Raw genomic sequence first — 14,887 nt, forward strand, 5'->3', positions numbered from 1 at the left:
AATCCGCACATCTCTGACTAACCCATGCTTGAGAAGATGGAGGCAGCCTACCACAGCGGCGCTGAGTCGCCATTTTTTTGGCTCGCCGCCAGAAAAATGGGGCAATATGAGGTGTACTGCCGGTGGGCAAAGCATTACGTAATGGATCCTATGGTGTTACGCGGTTCAACCCAGTGCTGGGGCCAACGCATTTGCTGTGGTCTAGTTGGGCTGTGGATCGCAGCCTTGGGGCTGCCGGCCCTGGCCCAAGCCCCGGCCCCCCTCGATGCTCAATCCCCCGTTCTGCCCAGGGGGCTAAGGCCAGGAGATGAAGACCCGACAGCAGCGTTTGACCAGTATCGGTTGGGGCCAGGGGACGGCATTTTTGTCGGGGTACCGAGCTTCCCCGATCTGAGCTTTCCGGCCACCCTCGATATTCAAGGCAACGTGGTAATGCCGTTGGCGGGCACCGTCAACCTGGCCGGACTCACCCTCGACCAGGCCCGCGAGGCGCTCTACACCGCCTACAACCAGTACGTGGTCGAGCCCGATGTATCGCTCATTCTCACCGCCCAGCGGCCCGTAGAAATCACCATTGTAGGAGAAGTGCCCCGGCCAGGGTTATACCCCCTACAGGCACCGCAGCTCTCGGTGGCACTGTTGACCGCCGGGGGGGCAACCGTCTTGGCAGACTTGCGGGAGATTGAGGTCGAGCGATCGCTGGAAAATGGCGAAACGCTGACCCGCACCATAGACCTGTACACGCCGCTGCTCCAGGGCAATCCGATTCCCCAGGTGCAGCTCCAGGACGGCGATGTGGTGATGGTGCCCCGCTTAGACCCGGCGGCAGTAGAGGCCTACAATCGCGACCTGGTGGCCACCTCAACCCTGGCCCGGCCCGAAATTACCGTGCGGGTGCTCAACCGCGCTTCTGGGGGGCGGGGTATCGAGGCCCAGTTTGGGGCCATTACCCTGCGCAACGGCAGCCGTTTTCTCGACGCCCTGGCGGTGGCGGGGGTCAACCCCGACCTGGCTGCCTACAATCGGATTGCGGTACTGCGTTTTAACCCCGAAACCGGTACAGCCGATACCCTGATGGTAGATGCATCGGCGGCGGTGAACGGTGACCCGAGCCAAAACATCCCCCTTCAGGAGAACGATATTTTGGTGGTCGATCGCAACCTGCTGGCCCGGGTTAGCTATACCCTGAACACGTTTACTCAGCCTTTTCGAGATGTGCTGGGCTTTTTACTCTTTTTCGACTCCCTGAGCAATGCGGCAGACTCATTATTTAGGCCCTAGGCAACGACGACGATGGTTTCTCCAGTCATTAAACGCTATCTGCTGGCCCTAGACCGCTATAAGTGGCCTAGCCTGGCCACCTTCGCCGGTATTTTGGGCATTTCGGCGGTGGTGGCCCTGCAACCGCCGCCGCCACCCCAGTATCGAGCCGAGGGAGTACTGGTGCAAAATGCGCCCCTGGTGGCCTTGACGACGATTGGTAATGAGGTGCAGCAGCGGGGGCAGGGGATTATCTCGGAGCAGTTTTTGCTGGCCGATGTGTTGCTGCAGCAGGTTTCGCAAGAACTGGGCCGGCGGGGAATTGACCTGGAGCCAGAAACCCTGCGCAACCGCACTAGCGTCACGCTAGAGGGCGAGGAAGATCAGGTGCAGCGGGTTACGGTGATCTTTCGCGGGGCTGACGACGACGAGGCTCAAGCGGTGCTGACGCTGATGTTTGAGGCCATGGTGGAGCTCAGCCGAGTGACCAACCGGGCTCGCCTGGGGGCCATTGTCAGCGCCCTAGACGAGCGACTGCCTGCTGTAGAAGCCGACCTAGCCGCCGCCGAACAGGCTCTCGAAGCCTACGATCGCACCGAAGGCCCTGCCATTCAGGCGGCCCTCGACGGTAGTCTGCTGGGGGCGATCTCTGGGGGGCAGCAGCAGCAGCGCCAAAACCAAATTGCCCTAGCCGGCCTCGACTCCCAGATTCAGAGCTTGCAACAGCAGCTGGGATTGACGCCGGGAGAGGCGTTGACGGCCTCAGCCCTGAGCGCCGACCCGATTATTGCTGAACTGCGACTGCTGATCTTAGAGACCGAAACGGCGCTTAAGCTGCTAGCCCCTACCCTGCGAGAGGCGCACCCCGACATGCAGGATCTCCGCCACGATCTGTCTGTTTACAACACCCTGCTGGCCGAGCGCGCCCAGGAAGTCGTCGGTGGGCAAGACTTGGCCGCCCTCCCCAGCGTCAGCGACGTGCGCCGCAACAGCACCCTCGACCCGGCCCGCGCTGCTCTAGCTAACCAGCTGATTACCCTCAGCGCCCAGCGCGCTGCCCTGGCTAACCAGCAGCAGGCGCTCAACCAGGCCGATGGCCAGCTGCGAGAGCAGTACGCCAGCCTGCCCAACAAGCAGCTAGAGCGCGATCGCCTGGCTCAGCAGGTGGCCCTCAACCAGGCTCTTTACGACCAAATTCAGGCCAAGCGCATCGACGCCGAGGCCGCCGTCGCCGAAACCGTCAGTAGCCTAACTATCGCTGAACCGCCCACCGTCACCGTCCAGACCGACCTGCCGCCCAACCCCATCGTCGTCATGGCCGTGGGCGGGTTGTTGGCGGTTGTGGCCGCTGGGGCGGTGGCCTTTTTGCTCGATCTACTCGACAGCACTGCCCGCACCGCCGAAGAGATCGAAGGCATTTTGCTCGACCAAGACGTGCCGATGCTGGCCCGGGTGCCAGCCCTGGTTGCTACGTCTGCCCAGGGCTGGCCCATGCTTTACCAGCCCCAAACCCCAGAACTCGACATCTATGAACGGTTGCGCAGCAGCCTGCGGCGGGCAGGTACCCAATCTGAGGCCGGGGCCTCGCCACGGGTGGTGCTGATGGTCAGCAGTCGAGCCGGGGAGGGCAAAACCACCAGCGCCTTTAACCTGGGTATTGCCGCCGCTCGGGCCGGTCGCCGCACCCTGGTGGTAGAGGCCGACCTGCGCCAGCCCTCCTGCGCCTCCCGCCTGGGGGTAAGGCTCGACCCAGGGGCGATCGCTGAACCGCTGCACTACTATGCCGGGCGGCAGCAGGAACCCATTCAGCTGGTGCCCCTGGTCGAAAACCTCTACCTGGCTCCCAGCCCTGGCCCCCAGCCGCATCCGGCGGCGGTTTTAGAATCGAGCGAGATGGGTCAGTTTTTGGCCGATGTTCGGGCCCGCTTTGACTTAGTGCTGATCGACGCGCCCCCCCTAAGCCGCAGCAACGACGCCCTGCTCCTGGGGCCTGCTAGCGATGGCCTGCTGCTGGTGACTCGCCCCGGCTATACCGACAAAAGCGTGCTTGAAGCCCTGCTAGAGCAGCTGTTAGAGAGCGACGATCTGCCAGTATTGGGGGCGATTGTCAATGCCGCCGATGGGGCGGCCCCCCAGGGAGCTGTCGTCGAACCTCTGCCTGTCGCCTCTGCCCCTGCCCCCTTAATTCGCTCCATCGACTTTTAGCTCAGCCAGCCAGTAGGGTAGGATCGTACACTGTAGATTCTGTCATCGTTTGGGAGCGATCGCTTGCCTACCCTGGGAGTTAACATTGACCACATTGCCACCCTGCGCCAGGCTCGCCGTACCGTTGAGCCCGACCCGGTAGCGGCAGCGGTGCTGGCCGAGCTAGCCGGGGCCGATGGCATTACCGTTCACCTGCGCGAAGACCGCCGCCACATTCAAGACCGAGACGTGCGCCTGCTACGGCAGACCGTGCGCACCCATCTCAACCTGGAGATGGCCGCCACCGACGAAATGGTCGCGATCGCCCTTGACCTGCGCCCCGACTACATCACCCTGGTACCCGAGCGCCGTCAGGAAGTCACCACCGAAGGCGGGCTCGACATTGCTGGTCAGCTCGATCGCATCAAGGCCGTAGTCCACACCCTACAGGGCGCAGAGATTCCAGTCAGCCTGTTTATCGACGCCGACGCCGACCAAATCGAAGCCTCGGCCCAAAGCGGCGCCCAGGTTATCGAGCTGCACACCGGCCCCTACGCCGAGGCCACCCAAGCGCACGAACTCCAGCGCGAACTCGACATTCTCACCCAGGGCACAGTGCAGGCCCAGGGGTTGGGGCTGCGGGTCAACGCGGGCCATGGCCTCACCTACTGGAATACGGTTCCAGTCGCCCGCATCGCCGGCATCGAGGAGTTAAACATTGGCCACAGCATCATCAGTCGTGCCGTTCTAGTTGGCCTAGAGCGAGCCGTCCGCGAGATGAAAGCGCTGATTTGAGTGATGAAGAGTTAGGAAGATGGGGCATGGAGGATGGACGCACGCAAAATGCAAAATTGAGCAGGCAAAATCTTGAACTTTGAATTCTCAATTTTGCCTTCGTCACCCCCTACCCTTCTTACCATCCTTCATCGCCCCCGATCTTTCTCATCTTTCTACAACACAGGAGATTCTCCCAATGACCACCTACTACTACGCCGTTGCCAGCCAGAAATTTTTGCTCGAAGAAGAACCCCTGACCGAAGTGCTCAAAGAACGCCACCGCCACTACCAAGAACAGGAACAGGAAGTAGATTTTTGGCTAGTGAAGTCGCCGGCCTTTCTAGACTCCCCGGCATTGGCCAGCGTTAAGGCCAACTGCCCCCAGCCCGCCGTGGCGTTGGTATCGACCAGTAAACAGTTCATTACCTGGGTCAAGCTACGGTTTGAATATGTGGCCACCGGAGAGTTTGAAGCCCCCTCGGCTACCATTCCCGACCCCCTGGCATCGCTGGAGGCGGTGGCTTCCTAGCCTCTGCTCACGATTCAATTGGATCAAAACTTAGAATCGCTGCCCCGCGATCGCTGGTTTAGGCTAGAATCGCTGGCAGACTATGGCACTAACAAACGCAATGGCACAGGGTTTGATACGGAGCAGCGCACGCAAACAAAATTTATGGCGGCATTGGGCCAGATCCGGGGCACTAGCTCTGGGCTTAATATTAGGGCCGCTGGCCGGGTCTTGGCAGACGGCTCAAGCCCAGGCCGATTTTCCGCCCTGCCCACCCCCCGCCACCAACGAGTACCTACTGCTGGTGCGAAGCAACACCGAAGCCGAACGCCAGCGAGTGCAGGATCTCTTGCCATCGAACAGCACGGTTTTGGTTTGCGACTACCTCAACGATACGGTGGTGAGGGCTGGCGGCTTTAACAACCTGGAGAATGCCAACGCCTGGGCCCAGTACATGACCGAAGTCGAAGGCTTTCAGGCCTTTGTTGCCCGTCCGGCTACCACCGCCGCTCAACCGACCCCGCCAACCGCTGATACAGGCACAACGGCACCAACAGCAGGAACGCCCCCTGCCACCGAGACCCCCCCTGCCAATGAAACGGCTACCAGTACTGCCACGGCCACGACGACCTATTCGCCCCAGCCCCTTGGCACTGGGTTTGCGGTGCTGGTCGATTATCAGTACCAGCCCGAATCTGCGATCGAAATTCAGCGTCAGGTGGGGCAGGCGGTTGGTCTGGCCGTCCACCGTCAGCGCGCTTACCTGCTGATCGCCCACAGCCCCAATGTGGAAGGCGCAGCTTCAACGCTCTCTGTGCTCACCAGCCTCAATATTCCTGGCTTTATTGTCGATAGCCAGGAGGTGGTGATGCTGACCCCAGCGGTGGCGCTCACGGGGCAACTGTTCTAACTGCGGACTCCACTGCGGTGGGCTTTCAGGCCTAGCCGTTGTCCTGGGCTGGCGCAAAGGCGGCAGCTATCTGAACTACGCCGACTGCCTATCGAATCTTGCTTTATCTCCCACTGGAAAATTTTCGTTTGAATATTGATGTGGGACGGGGGTATGGAGTCTGTTTTTTCGCACAGGGACTCGCAAACTGTAACCGTCTCCTGAGCGGAGTCGTTGGCGCAGCCGCCCCAGAGGGGCTAGGGGACATCTCGGGTGAGTTTTGGCTTTCTCCCTTTGGGAGACGCAGGGCGAACGGCTTCGCTCAGCCAGCCTAGTCTTACTCGTAGAAGACCTCGCGCTTCTGCTGTAGCATCTCTACCAAGGCTTCGGTCAGCAGCGCCTTGGTTTTTTCATCGTCTAGGGTAAGTTGCATAGCGCATAAGATGCGGAGTTGCGTTCAGGCGATGATAGCCCATCCAGCCTAGGAAAGGCACCACCCCAAGATTCGCTATAGTGAATTTCCAAGTTGACTACAAAACACCATGATCGACACCACCGACCTCAAGCGCGAGCTTGACGAACTCACCAATCGCCTGGGTAAAACCCAGGACTATCTTTGACATTCCTGCCCTCGAAGCCCGCATTCAAGACCTAGAGCAGGTGGCGGCCCAGCCCGACTTTTGGGATGACCAGAGCCAGGCCCAGGACACCCTACAAGAGCTGAGCGACTATAAAGCCAACCTGAGCCAACTGACTGGCTGGCAAACCAGCCTTGACGACACCATCGCCATCCTCGAACTGCTGCAAGAGGATCAGGACGAAGCGCTGTTGCAAGAGGCTCAGACCACCGTCACCAGCCTCGGCCACGAGCTAGATCAGTGGGAGCTACAGCAGCTTCTCGCTGGCCCCTACGACAAGAAAGGCGCGGTGTTGGCCATCAACGCCGGAGCCGGAGGTACCGATGCCCAAGACTGGGCCGAGATGCTGCTGCGCATGTACACCCGCTGGGCCGAGCAAAATGGATTCAAAGCCCACTTAGTAGAGATATCCGAAGGAGAAGAAGCCGGGCTGAAGTCGGCCACCCTGGAGATTACCGGGCGCTATGCCTACGGCTACCTGAAGTCTGAGAAGGGTACCCATCGCCTAGTTCGCATTTCGCCCTTTAACGCCAACGGCAAGCGCCAGACCAGTTTCGCCGGGGTAGAGGTGATGCCCATCCTCGACCAAAATATTGAGCTGGAGATTCCTGACAAAGACCTGGAGATTAAGACCTCGCGATCGGGCGGGGCGGGCGGTCAGAATGTCAACAAAGTGGAAACGGCGGTGCGGATCACTCACCTACCGACGGGCATCTCGGTGCGCTGTACCCAGGAGCGATCGCAGCTGCAAAACCGCGAAAAGGCCATGATCATCCTCAAGGCCAAGCTGCTGATCATTGCCCAAGAGCAGCAGACCCAGGCGATCGCCGAAATTCGCGGCGACATGGTCGAAGCCAGCTGGGGAGCCCAGATTCGCAACTACGTGTTTCACCCTTACCAGATGGTTAAAGACCTGCGCACTGGGGTGGAGACGACGGCGATCGACGACGTTATGGCTGGGGAGCTAGAAGCCTTCATTCAGGCCTACCTGCGCCAGGAAAATCAGGTGCTTCAGGAGCAGACTGTCTAGCGGACCGGGAACACTTGGTGGCTATTGTGGCGCGGTATAGTCGGGGGTCTCCGTGGTCGTGAGGGCGTCTCGGGCCAGGCCTGCCCAGCAATCGTCTTCGGGGCGGTTGGCATCGGCGTTGGCCAGATCGATCCAAACCTGGGGCGGCAGGGTCTGGGCGTCGGGCATTTCGGCTAGCTGGTCGATCAGGTACTGAATGCGATCGCGGCTACAAGTTTCGTCGCGATCGCCAGATCGAAACCCTGCAAGACTATGTGTTGATCGACCCCGATCGCATTTTGGTGGAGTGCTACCGCCGCAACGAGCGAGACAACTGGGAGCTGGTGACTACGATGGGTGAGGTTTCTGGAGCCGCCGCTGAGGACAGTCTGATGCTCGACAGTGTAGACATGGAGATTGCCTTGCCCCAGGTTTATGAGGACGTCGTTTTCCCTGACGGGGATGAGGTTTTGCATAGTAATCCGAACTGATTCATGTAGGTAGGAATGGATCTTACCTGTGTAGGCGAGATGCCTGCGCCACGGCTTTCCACGATTCACGCGGAATTCTACATGTTCAAAGAATAAACTTTCTTGAACTATTGTAAATAGTATATTTCGAGCGACTGTAAATGTTTTCATAAGCCTCATATTAATTAGACTGACCCATTTAGCCCTCGCAGTGAAGCATGAAAAAACCTGAGCCTGAAAGTCTTATCAAAGGTACATTACCTTTTATAGTCCCAGCAATAGCAGCTATTTTTGGGTCTTTCCTGGGCTTCATTGGAGGGGTTCAGACGGCATCAGTTGAAGGAGACAAAGCCATCGAACTCGAAGAAAAGAAATTTGAATACTCTTTGATAAGAGAGGTGCTTCAACAGAATGAAGACAAGGAAGACGTCACAGATGAATTGGATTTCATGGTGCGCATAGGTGTTATTGAGATTCTTAATTCGAATGTTCTTAGAGATATTCAGCCTGGAGACATTCCGTCCTTTAGAGAGGCTTCAAATTATAACGTCTATGCCAATCAAAATTGGGGAGAGCTGCATGAGGCTGCCGCAGTATGGGATGTACAGACAGGGAGAGAAGCTTTATCAAGGCTCGTGGAACGCTTTGGGTCAAACAAGTGTATTGGCGGCTTTGCAAACGATATGCTGGTCGTGTTGAATGATTTAGGAGAAAGTGCTTTTAAGGTTATGTCCCTTGCTAAGGACCACTACAACGAATTCGGATGCGATTTACCTTACAGCGGCTATTTCCCAGTGCCTCAATACTCTGGCTCAAGTAATGTGCTTCCAAGTTCTGGCTCAACTAATGTTTCTCCAATGCCTGCACCGATGCCTGACATCCCTCCTTATCGTCAGCGTTAGGAAAGAATCACTGCCCCAAGACTTTCTGTCCCAAAGCCTTGAGAATCTGGGCCACTTGCCCTAGCTCATGACGCTGAGGAAACAGCGAAAAAGAACGAGAAGCATCGTATTCCAGCCCAGCACCCAGCTTCAAAAACACAAACTCATCCCCATTCGTAGCCATGCCATAGTTGGGCTGCTGCTGGTCGGGGTTGGCTGCTATGTAGGCCAGCAGCTGAGGCAACGCCGCTGGCACAGAAATGCTGGTGCGCTTAGACTCCACCGTCAAAATCCACAGCCGCTCCTGCAAGACCAGTACGTCAATAACACTCCCGCACGGTTTCGTCGGGGTCTTCGAGTTCTATAGCAATTCCATGAGGCGACTTGAGACGAAAAGGCGGGTCAATGAAATCCAGCAGTTCCAGCAATGGCGCTACAACCACCAGATTGATGGTGCCCTCCAGCAACAACCCATCGGCGCGGTGATAGTCGTAGCGCTGCTTGATGCGCTCAATCCCCACCTGCTGCTGAGTCGTCAAAGGCGGCAGGTCATCCACCCATTCAGAGAAAAAATCAACGTTTTGGGTCTGCACCAGTCGCAGTTGCAGGTCGTTTAGTGTCGTGATGGATTCCCTAACGCCAGCGCTGCTCACCATAGTAGGGCGACCCTCAAGCCGTTACAGCCTTTAGTTTACGGCCTAGAGAGATAGATTGGGGACTGCCGCATTTAGATGTGATTCATCCCGTACCAGTGCTACGATCGCCCCATCCAGCGAATGCGCCAAATCTATGCCTGAACCGATCTCAGCCCTCCAAAGAGCCATTGATGCGGTCGAGTCTCTTTCCCTGCAAGATCGAGAGGCCGTGCTAACTCTGCTGCAAAAAAGACTTGCAGATCAGCGCCGCCAAGAACTTGGCCAGAGCATTGCCGACGTTCGCCACGAGTTTGCCCAAGGCCACGTTCAGTTCGGCTCAGTCGACGACTTCATGGCAGCTCTAGACGATTGAGACGCCTCGCCAAACTCTGCCAGTTGGTCACTAGGGTGGGGGTGTAATGAGCCGTAGATAGACTTTCAGCTAGCTCGCTTCTTGGCGTTGCTTTCGCAGAAAGGCAAGGAAATCCTCAATTGAGTCTTCTGCGGGCCAAAAGTCAGCAGCGAGATCTTTTAGGCTATGAACGGTCGAGGGGTTTTGGGTAGCGCGTAGCTGCTGGAGTGAAATGCCTTGCCAAAACTGGGCACTAAGTACTTTGATGTCGGGTTGAGAATTTGAGACTGAATCGCTTTGGGTGAGAATTTGCAGCAGTTGTAGACGCTCTGTGGGTGAGAGCGGCTGAATGGCAGCGATGGCGGCTTCGAGTTGTGGGGTCATAGCATACCTCCATAGGGAGATCTAGATTCTGGTCTAGAGCATAGCGGCCTATGCCATCATGATCTTAGCTCTCCCGACATGGCCAGAGACCAACTTTTCCAGAGCTGAAGCTAACGGCAGATCAGGTGTTCCGCGCTTGAGCCCAAACGTCCGTGGCATTCTATATGGCCAATGCCGCTTCCGGTAGAGGCGCAAGTGAGAAAACCCGGTACATTAAAGCTGTTCAGTCATGAAACATTTCCCATGAGCCAAGACCAATCTACCCTAGGGCCAACGCCCGCCGAACAGTCTGCCTCCGCTGAAGCGCCCCCCAGCTTTGTCAAGCTGGCCATGCGCAACATGGTCAAAAAAGGGGGCAAGTCGCTGTTTCACTTTTCGCTGACCGTGACAGCTCTGCTGACTCTGCTGGTGGGTTTGGCCTACCTGACCCATTAACCCCATGGCAATAGCATCGCCATGGCCGACCCTTGAGGTGGCCCTAGAAACCGATCACCCCGATGCCGCAGTGGTGACCGCCGATGAATGGGAGGTTTGGTTTACTCGGTGGGGGCAGCAGATGGCTCTGAAAGGGTCGCCCATCGGGGCCTATGAACTATCACTAAGGCTGACGACCGATGGTGCGATCGCCGCCCTCAACCACCAATTTCGCCAGCTCGACGGCCCCACCGACGTGCTCTCCTTTGCGGCGCTAGAGACAGACTTTCCCCAGATCGAAGAACTGTTAGCGACCGAGCCGCTCTACCTGGGCGACATTATTATTTCGCTGGATACCGCCGCCCATCAGGCCCAGTCAGCAGGCCACTCCCTGCGCTGGGAAACCGCCTGGCTAGCGGCCCATGGCTTCTTACACCTGCTAGGGTGGGATCACCCCGATGACGCCACCCTAGCTACCATGCTGGCTAAACAGGGTGAATTACTCGAAACCATTGGCTTAAAGTCGGAAAAAGTAGGCTAGATTAGCCCTGATGCGCACTCCAAGGTACGGTATAGGGGCGTATTACCCAAGCGACTATTTAGATCCTTTTCTATGACCCTCTATAGCGAAAAATCTGAGTCGGTAGTGCCTGTGGCCGAATCTGAAATGGATGGGGTCAATCGCCAGCTGTCGTGGCAGGTGGCAACTAATCTGCTGGTGAGTTTTAAGTATGCGTGGCAAGGGGTATCTTACGCCTTTCGCACCCAGCGCAACTTTCGCATCCATGTGGTGGTCGGCACGCTGGCGGTGAGCCTGGCGATCGCGCTGCACCTTGCCCCGGTAGAGCTAGCGGTGATCATCCTCACCTGCGGCGTCGTGCTCACCCTCGAGTTAATCAACACCGCCCTGGAGTCGGTGGTTGACCTGACGGTGCAGCAGACTTACCACGAACTCGCTAAGATCGCCAAAGACTGCGCCGCTGCCGCTGTGCTGATCTCAGCGCTGATCTCAGTCTCGGTAGCCGCTTGTCTCATGCTGCCGCCCCTGTGGCGGGTGATTCAGCCCCAACTGCTTCAGCTCTAGTTCATCCCTGGTGCGCCCATGATTTTGGTGATCGACAACTACGACAGCTTTACCTACAACCTGGTGCAATACCTGGGCGAACTGGGGGCTGAGTTGCCCGTAGCCCGCGATCTCCAGGTGTTTCGCAATGACGACATCACGGTGGATGAGATTATTGCCCTCCAGCCCGACGGCATTGTCATTTCCCCTGGCCCTGGCACTCCCGACGACTCTGGGGTTTCCCTCGACATTCTGGCGCAGCTTGGCCCGACGCTGCCGATTTTGGGCGTCTGTCTGGGGCACCAGAGCCTGGGCCAGGTGTTTGGGGGCCATGTGGTGCGCGCCGCTGAACTCATGCACGGCAAGACGTCTCCTATTTACCACACCGGCAAGGGCGTCTTTGCCGGGTTAGACAATCCGTTTCAGGCCACCCGCTACCACAGCCTGGTGATCGATCGCGCCACCTGCCCCGATGTCCTGGAAGTGACCGCCTGGGTTGAAGACGGCACGATCATGGGGGTGCAGCACCGCGACTACCCCCACCTGCAAGGGGTGCAGTTTCACCCCGAGAGCATTTTGACCGAAGCGGGTATGCAAATTCTGCGGAATTTTTTGGTGTCGCTGCCGGTGCCCGTGGCGGCTTGAGGGGAGTGGGTTTTGGCTTCTGAAATTCCCCGAACCGAACCTTCGGGGCGGCATTGGTAGCTCTACAATTAAGCCATAGCTGCATCATGCCTAATTCGAGAGTGCTTGACACCGCTATTGCTTATTCACAAACTCCCATACGGATTACCTATCAGCAGTGGGCCCATGTGGTAGAAAACCATGACTACATGGCTGGTTGCCTTGAATTTGTTCTCGAAACCTTGAGCGAACCAAATTTCATCGTTGATGGATGGGAGACAGAACTGATTGCACTGAGGGCATATCCCAAAACGCCTATTTCTAAGAAATCAGTAGTAGTAGTCTTCAAGGAAGCTGAGCTAGAAGGATTCATGATCACTGCTTTTATGACGTCAAAACCAGGAAAAATTTTAAGAAGAGGGATCCTATGGCAGCGATAGATATCTTGCAGTCAGTGCCCTATTTACTGCAATTGCCGTCTAAACGGACGTGGATCGACTACGACGACGAGGCAGATGTGCTTTATATCAGTTTTCAAAAGCCTCAGCAGGCCAATGACAGCGTCCTAGAGGACAGTGTTATTTATCATTATCGAGATGATGATTTAGTTGGGATCACCGTTCTACAGGCCTTGCAACGCTCAGAAGCTAATGCTTCTGTCACCTCAAGTATCCAAGGTGAGCTTGATTAGCGATCCCTGTATCTCAGCATTTGACCCGGCGGCGGAGAACTTATGGTAGTAGAATACGGGTAATTTATTAACGTTTGTAACAGAACCTCTCAGGAGTCAAGCATGGGTCGGAAGCAGGCGATCGTAATCGGGGCAGGTGTCGGCGGGCTGGCCATGGGCCTGCGCCTGCAAAGCCTAGGGTTTGATACCACCATCGTCGAAGCGCTGGATGCCCCCGGTGGACGGGCCTACGTGCGCCGCGAGCAGGGCTTTACCTTTGACATGGGGCCGACGGTGATCACGGTGCCCCACTTTATTGAGGAATTGTTTTCCCTGGAGCGCGATCGCGCCAACCTCACCGCCGCCGACTTTCCCGCCACCATCGTCGATGAGAACAAGCGGATCAAAGCGGGAGTCTCTGGCGGCCCCAACACCAGCCGCTACGTGCAGATCGTGCCGATTCTGCCCTTCTACCGCATCTACTTTGACGACGGCACCTTTTTCGACTACGACGGCGACGAGGCCCACACCCGCGAGCAAATTCTCGCCCTGGGCGAACCGGGCGATTGGGAAGGCTACCAGCGCTTCCACGAGCAATCCCGCGCCATCTTCGAGCGGGGCTTTTTAGAGCTGGGCTACACCCACTTTGGCGATGTGGGCACCATGCTGAAGGTGGCCCCCGACCTGCTCAAGCTCGACGCCGTGCGCAACCTGTTTCGCTTTAGCAGCCGCTACTTCAAGAGCGATAAGCTGCGCCAGGTCTTCACCTTTGAGCCGCTGCTGGTGGGCGGCAACCCCCTGTCGGTGCCCGCCATCTACGCCATGATCCACTTCGTCGAAAAGACCTGGGGCATTCACTTTGCCATGGGCGGCACCGGGGCACTGGTGCAGGGCTTTGTGAAAAAGTTTGAGGAGCTGGGCGGCACGATCAAATACAACGCCCCGGTGACAAAAATCAACGTCACCCGCCGGGAGGGTAAAAAAGTCGCCACGGGCGTTACCCTGGGCGATGGCCTGACCATGGCTGCCGACCTGGTGGTGTCAAACGCCGACTGGGCCACCACCTACGGCAAACTGATCGAACCCCAGTATCGCTTCTGGAACAGCGACCTGCGGGTGAAGCTGAGCCAGCAGTCGATGTCGGTGTTTGTGCTCTACTTTGGGTTTAAGGCCGACGGTAACGAAGCCGACAAGCTGAGCCACCACACCATCATCCTCGGCCCCCGCTACGAGGAACTGCTGAAAGATATCTTTGGCCGCAAGGTTCTGCCTCAGGATTTTTCCCAGTACATTCACCTCCCCACCCTCACCGATCCTTCCCTGGCGCCGCCGGGGCACCACGCGGCCTATACCCTGGTGCCCATGCCCAACAACAAGTCGGGCATTGACTGGTCGGAGGCGGGTGATCGCCTGCGCGATATCGTCATCGACTTCCTCGACGAGCGGGGCTACCTGCCCAACCTGCGGGAGCGGCTGGTGTGCCACAGCTACATCACCCCCGACTATTTTGAACACACCCTCGACGCCCACGTGGGCAATGCCTTTGGCCTGGAGCCGCTGCTGGTGCAGTCGGCCTTTTTCCGCCCCCACAACCGCAGCGAAGACATCCAGGGGCTATACCTGGTGGGCGCTGGCACCCAGCCCGGGGCCGGTACCCCCAGCGTGATGATGTCGGCTAAGATGACGGCCCGCCTGGTGGCCGAGGACTATGGGGTAGACGAGGCCGTGGTCAGCGGTCAGGCCAGCCCCGAGCTGAGCCCCCAACCGGTATAGGGCGAGAATCGGTTTAGTTCTATCGAACCCTCGCAAAGTTGATTATCGGTAGGGTGTGTTCCGGCCTCAAGCCCACCTGGCGAGAAGGCAACGCTCTCCGCCCTGGCCGAAACGCACCGTTCGCAGTAGTCGAGGGGCTCGATATCGTCAGCGGTGCATTGCGGCCCAAAGGCAGAGGTTGTGAGGCTTTGCGTCGGGTCATGGGCCGTTAATACCGAATCCTGGTTACCTTAACGGGTGACAAGGGTACTCAACGTCATGCGGTACAGGGCTTTGAGACAATAAAGGGGACAAAAAATAGGGAGCCTCAGTGCAGCTCCCCTAAACCAATATGTTTCCTGCATCCTACCAAACCA

Annotated in this window: 20 protein-coding genes; 16 read left to right on the forward strand and 4 right to left on the reverse strand. The window is 57.6% G+C overall.

All coding sequences use genetic code 11. From position 1 onward, the window contains the following. The first annotated feature begins 24 nt into the window (after positions 1-24). The 6 genes from IQ254_RS11700 to prfB all read left to right on the forward strand — a co-directional run bounded on the left by IQ254_RS11700 (position 25) and on the right by prfB (position 7,286). On the forward strand, positions 25-1,281 hold the full coding sequence (locus tag IQ254_RS11700) for a polysaccharide biosynthesis/export family protein (RefSeq protein WP_228040551.1): 1,257 nt from the start codon (positions 25-27) through the stop codon (positions 1,279-1,281). A 12-nt stretch (positions 1,282-1,293) separates the two neighbouring features. Beyond that, positions 1,294-3,465 carry a polysaccharide biosynthesis tyrosine autokinase gene (locus IQ254_RS11705; RefSeq protein ID WP_193966341.1) on the forward strand — a complete coding sequence of 724 codons (2,172 nt, stop codon included), beginning with the start codon at positions 1,294-1,296 and terminating at the stop codon, positions 3,463-3,465. A 63-nt stretch (positions 3,466-3,528) separates the two neighbouring features. Then, entirely contained in the window at positions 3,529-4,239 is a 711-nt protein-coding gene (locus IQ254_RS11710) for a pyridoxine 5'-phosphate synthase (protein ID WP_193966342.1), read from the forward strand. Between the two features lie 178 nt (positions 4,240-4,417). Beyond that, positions 4,418-4,750, forward strand: a complete 333-nt coding sequence (locus IQ254_RS11715; protein ID WP_193966343.1) for an MgPME-cyclase complex family protein — start codon at positions 4,418-4,420, stop codon at positions 4,748-4,750. A 100-nt stretch (positions 4,751-4,850) separates the two neighbouring features. Further along, positions 4,851-5,639, forward strand: coding sequence for a hypothetical protein (locus IQ254_RS11720; RefSeq protein WP_193966344.1), 789 nt, complete (start codon positions 4,851-4,853; stop codon positions 5,637-5,639). A 524-nt stretch (positions 5,640-6,163) separates the two neighbouring features. Continuing rightward, positions 6,164-7,286, forward strand: a protein-coding gene (gene prfB, locus IQ254_RS11725) for a peptide chain release factor 2 (RefSeq protein ID WP_193966358.1) whose coding sequence is annotated in 2 segments (ribosomal slippage) — positions 6,164-6,235 and positions 6,237-7,286 — 1,122 coding nt in all. Because the reading frame shifts where the segments join, the coding sequence is not laid out codon by codon here. Between the two features lie 21 nt (positions 7,287-7,307). Here the strand turns inward: prfB and IQ254_RS11730 are convergent. After that, a complete protein-coding gene (locus IQ254_RS11730; protein ID WP_193966345.1) occupies positions 7,308-7,454 on the reverse strand; it encodes a hypothetical protein in 147 nt (48 codons plus the stop codon). Between the two features lie 86 nt (positions 7,455-7,540). On the opposite strand from IQ254_RS11730, the gene IQ254_RS11735 reads away from it, so the two are divergent. Further along, the gene (locus tag IQ254_RS11735; RefSeq protein ID WP_193966346.1) at positions 7,541-7,756 is read left to right on the forward strand and encodes a hypothetical protein; all 216 of its coding nucleotides are present in this window, start codon (positions 7,541-7,543) and stop codon (positions 7,754-7,756) included. A 197-nt stretch (positions 7,757-7,953) separates the two neighbouring features. Further along, the gene (locus tag IQ254_RS11740) at positions 7,954-8,637 is read left to right on the forward strand and encodes a hypothetical protein (RefSeq protein WP_193966347.1); all 684 of its coding nucleotides are present in this window, start codon (positions 7,954-7,956) and stop codon (positions 8,635-8,637) included. Positions 8,638-8,644: 7 nt separating this feature from the next. Here IQ254_RS11740 and IQ254_RS33090 read toward each other — a convergent pair whose 3' ends face one another. Next, positions 8,645-8,926: a hypothetical protein gene (locus IQ254_RS33090; RefSeq protein WP_228040553.1), complete on the reverse strand. Its 282-nt coding sequence runs from the start codon at positions 8,924-8,926 to the stop codon at positions 8,645-8,647. 10 nt (positions 8,927-8,936) lie between these two features. Beyond that, complete coding sequence (locus IQ254_RS33095; protein ID WP_228040554.1) at positions 8,937-9,272, reverse strand: hypothetical protein; 336 nt, start codon at positions 9,270-9,272, stop codon at positions 8,937-8,939. A 133-nt stretch (positions 9,273-9,405) separates the two neighbouring features. Between IQ254_RS33095 and IQ254_RS11750 the strand changes: the two genes are divergently transcribed. Next, positions 9,406-9,624: a hypothetical protein gene (locus tag IQ254_RS11750; protein ID WP_193966348.1), complete on the forward strand. Its 219-nt coding sequence runs from the start codon at positions 9,406-9,408 to the stop codon at positions 9,622-9,624. 69 nt (positions 9,625-9,693) lie between these two features. Here the strand turns inward: IQ254_RS11750 and IQ254_RS11755 are convergent, their stop codons facing one another. Then, a complete protein-coding gene (locus IQ254_RS11755; RefSeq protein WP_193966349.1) occupies positions 9,694-9,987 on the reverse strand; it encodes a hypothetical protein in 294 nt (97 codons plus the stop codon). A 243-nt stretch (positions 9,988-10,230) separates the two neighbouring features. Here IQ254_RS11755 and IQ254_RS11760 point away from each other — a divergent pair, with 243 nt between their 5' ends. From IQ254_RS11760 to crtI, 7 genes are all read left to right on the forward strand, one after another. Next, a complete protein-coding gene (locus IQ254_RS11760) occupies positions 10,231-10,422 on the forward strand; it encodes a DUF3285 domain-containing protein (RefSeq protein ID WP_193966350.1) in 192 nt (63 codons plus the stop codon). 4 nt (positions 10,423-10,426) lie between these two features. Then, a complete protein-coding gene (gene ybeY / locus IQ254_RS11765; RefSeq protein WP_193966351.1) occupies positions 10,427-10,942 on the forward strand; it encodes an rRNA maturation RNase YbeY in 516 nt (171 codons plus the stop codon). 126 nt (positions 10,943-11,068) lie between these two features. Then, entirely contained in the window at positions 11,069-11,485 is a 417-nt protein-coding gene (locus IQ254_RS11770; protein ID WP_278000317.1) for a diacylglycerol kinase family protein, read from the forward strand. Between the two features lie 18 nt (positions 11,486-11,503). After that, positions 11,504-12,109: an aminodeoxychorismate/anthranilate synthase component II gene (locus tag IQ254_RS11775; RefSeq protein WP_193966353.1), complete on the forward strand. Its 606-nt coding sequence runs from the start codon at positions 11,504-11,506 to the stop codon at positions 12,107-12,109. Positions 12,110-12,195: 86 nt separating this feature from the next. After that, positions 12,196-12,528: a hypothetical protein gene (locus IQ254_RS11780; RefSeq protein WP_193966354.1), complete on the forward strand. Its 333-nt coding sequence runs from the start codon at positions 12,196-12,198 to the stop codon at positions 12,526-12,528. After that, positions 12,516-12,779, forward strand: a complete 264-nt coding sequence (locus tag IQ254_RS11785) for a DUF2283 domain-containing protein (protein ID WP_193966355.1) — start codon at positions 12,516-12,518, stop codon at positions 12,777-12,779. Before IQ254_RS11780 ends, IQ254_RS11785 begins: the two co-directional genes overlap by 13 nt. Before the next feature lie 102 nt (positions 12,780-12,881). Further along, complete coding sequence (gene crtI, locus IQ254_RS11790; RefSeq protein WP_193966356.1) at positions 12,882-14,531, forward strand: phytoene desaturase family protein; 1,650 nt, start codon at positions 12,882-12,884, stop codon at positions 14,529-14,531. Positions 14,532-14,887 lie beyond the last annotated feature (356 nt).

Origin of the sequence: Nodosilinea sp. LEGE 07088 (genome assembly GCF_015207395.1) — a bacterium.
Taxonomy (GTDB): Bacteria; Cyanobacteriota; Cyanobacteriia; order Phormidesmidales; family Phormidesmidaceae; genus Nodosilinea.

Excerpts from the sequence above, each read along its gene's own strand:
- IQ254_RS11785 (WP_193966355.1), top strand. The coding sequence starts at position 12,516 with ATGGCAGCGATAGATATCTTGCAGTCAGTGCCCTATTTACTGCAATTG.
- IQ254_RS11770 (WP_278000317.1), top strand. The coding sequence starts at position 11,069 with ATGGATGGGGTCAATCGCCAGCTGTCGTGGCAGGTGGCAACTAATCTG.
- IQ254_RS11760 (WP_193966350.1), top strand. The coding sequence starts at position 10,231 with ATGAGCCAAGACCAATCTACCCTAGGGCCAACGCCCGCCGAACAGTCT.
- crtI (WP_193966356.1), top strand. The coding sequence starts at position 12,882 with ATGGGTCGGAAGCAGGCGATCGTAATCGGGGCAGGTGTCGGCGGGCTG.
- IQ254_RS11715 (WP_193966343.1), top strand. The coding sequence starts at position 4,418 with ATGACCACCTACTACTACGCCGTTGCCAGCCAGAAATTTTTGCTCGAA.
- IQ254_RS11720 (WP_193966344.1), top strand. The coding sequence starts at position 4,851 with ATGGCACAGGGTTTGATACGGAGCAGCGCACGCAAACAAAATTTATGG.
- IQ254_RS11780 (WP_193966354.1), top strand. The coding sequence starts at position 12,196 with ATGCCTAATTCGAGAGTGCTTGACACCGCTATTGCTTATTCACAAACT.
- IQ254_RS11755 (WP_193966349.1), bottom strand. The coding sequence starts at position 9,987 with ATGACCCCACAACTCGAAGCCGCCATCGCTGCCATTCAGCCGCTCTCA.
- IQ254_RS11740 (WP_193966347.1), top strand. The coding sequence starts at position 7,954 with ATGAAAAAACCTGAGCCTGAAAGTCTTATCAAAGGTACATTACCTTTT.
- IQ254_RS33095 (WP_228040554.1), bottom strand. The coding sequence starts at position 9,272 with ATGGTGAGCAGCGCTGGCGTTAGGGAATCCATCACGACACTAAACGAC.
- IQ254_RS11750 (WP_193966348.1), top strand. The coding sequence starts at position 9,406 with ATGCCTGAACCGATCTCAGCCCTCCAAAGAGCCATTGATGCGGTCGAG.
- IQ254_RS11705 (WP_193966341.1), top strand. The coding sequence starts at position 1,294 with ATGGTTTCTCCAGTCATTAAACGCTATCTGCTGGCCCTAGACCGCTAT.
- ybeY (WP_193966351.1), top strand. The coding sequence starts at position 10,427 with ATGGCAATAGCATCGCCATGGCCGACCCTTGAGGTGGCCCTAGAAACC.
- IQ254_RS11730 (WP_193966345.1), bottom strand. The coding sequence starts at position 7,454 with ATGCCCGACGCCCAGACCCTGCCGCCCCAGGTTTGGATCGATCTGGCC.
- IQ254_RS11700 (WP_228040551.1), top strand. The coding sequence starts at position 25 with ATGCTTGAGAAGATGGAGGCAGCCTACCACAGCGGCGCTGAGTCGCCA.
- IQ254_RS11775 (WP_193966353.1), top strand. The coding sequence starts at position 11,504 with ATGATTTTGGTGATCGACAACTACGACAGCTTTACCTACAACCTGGTG.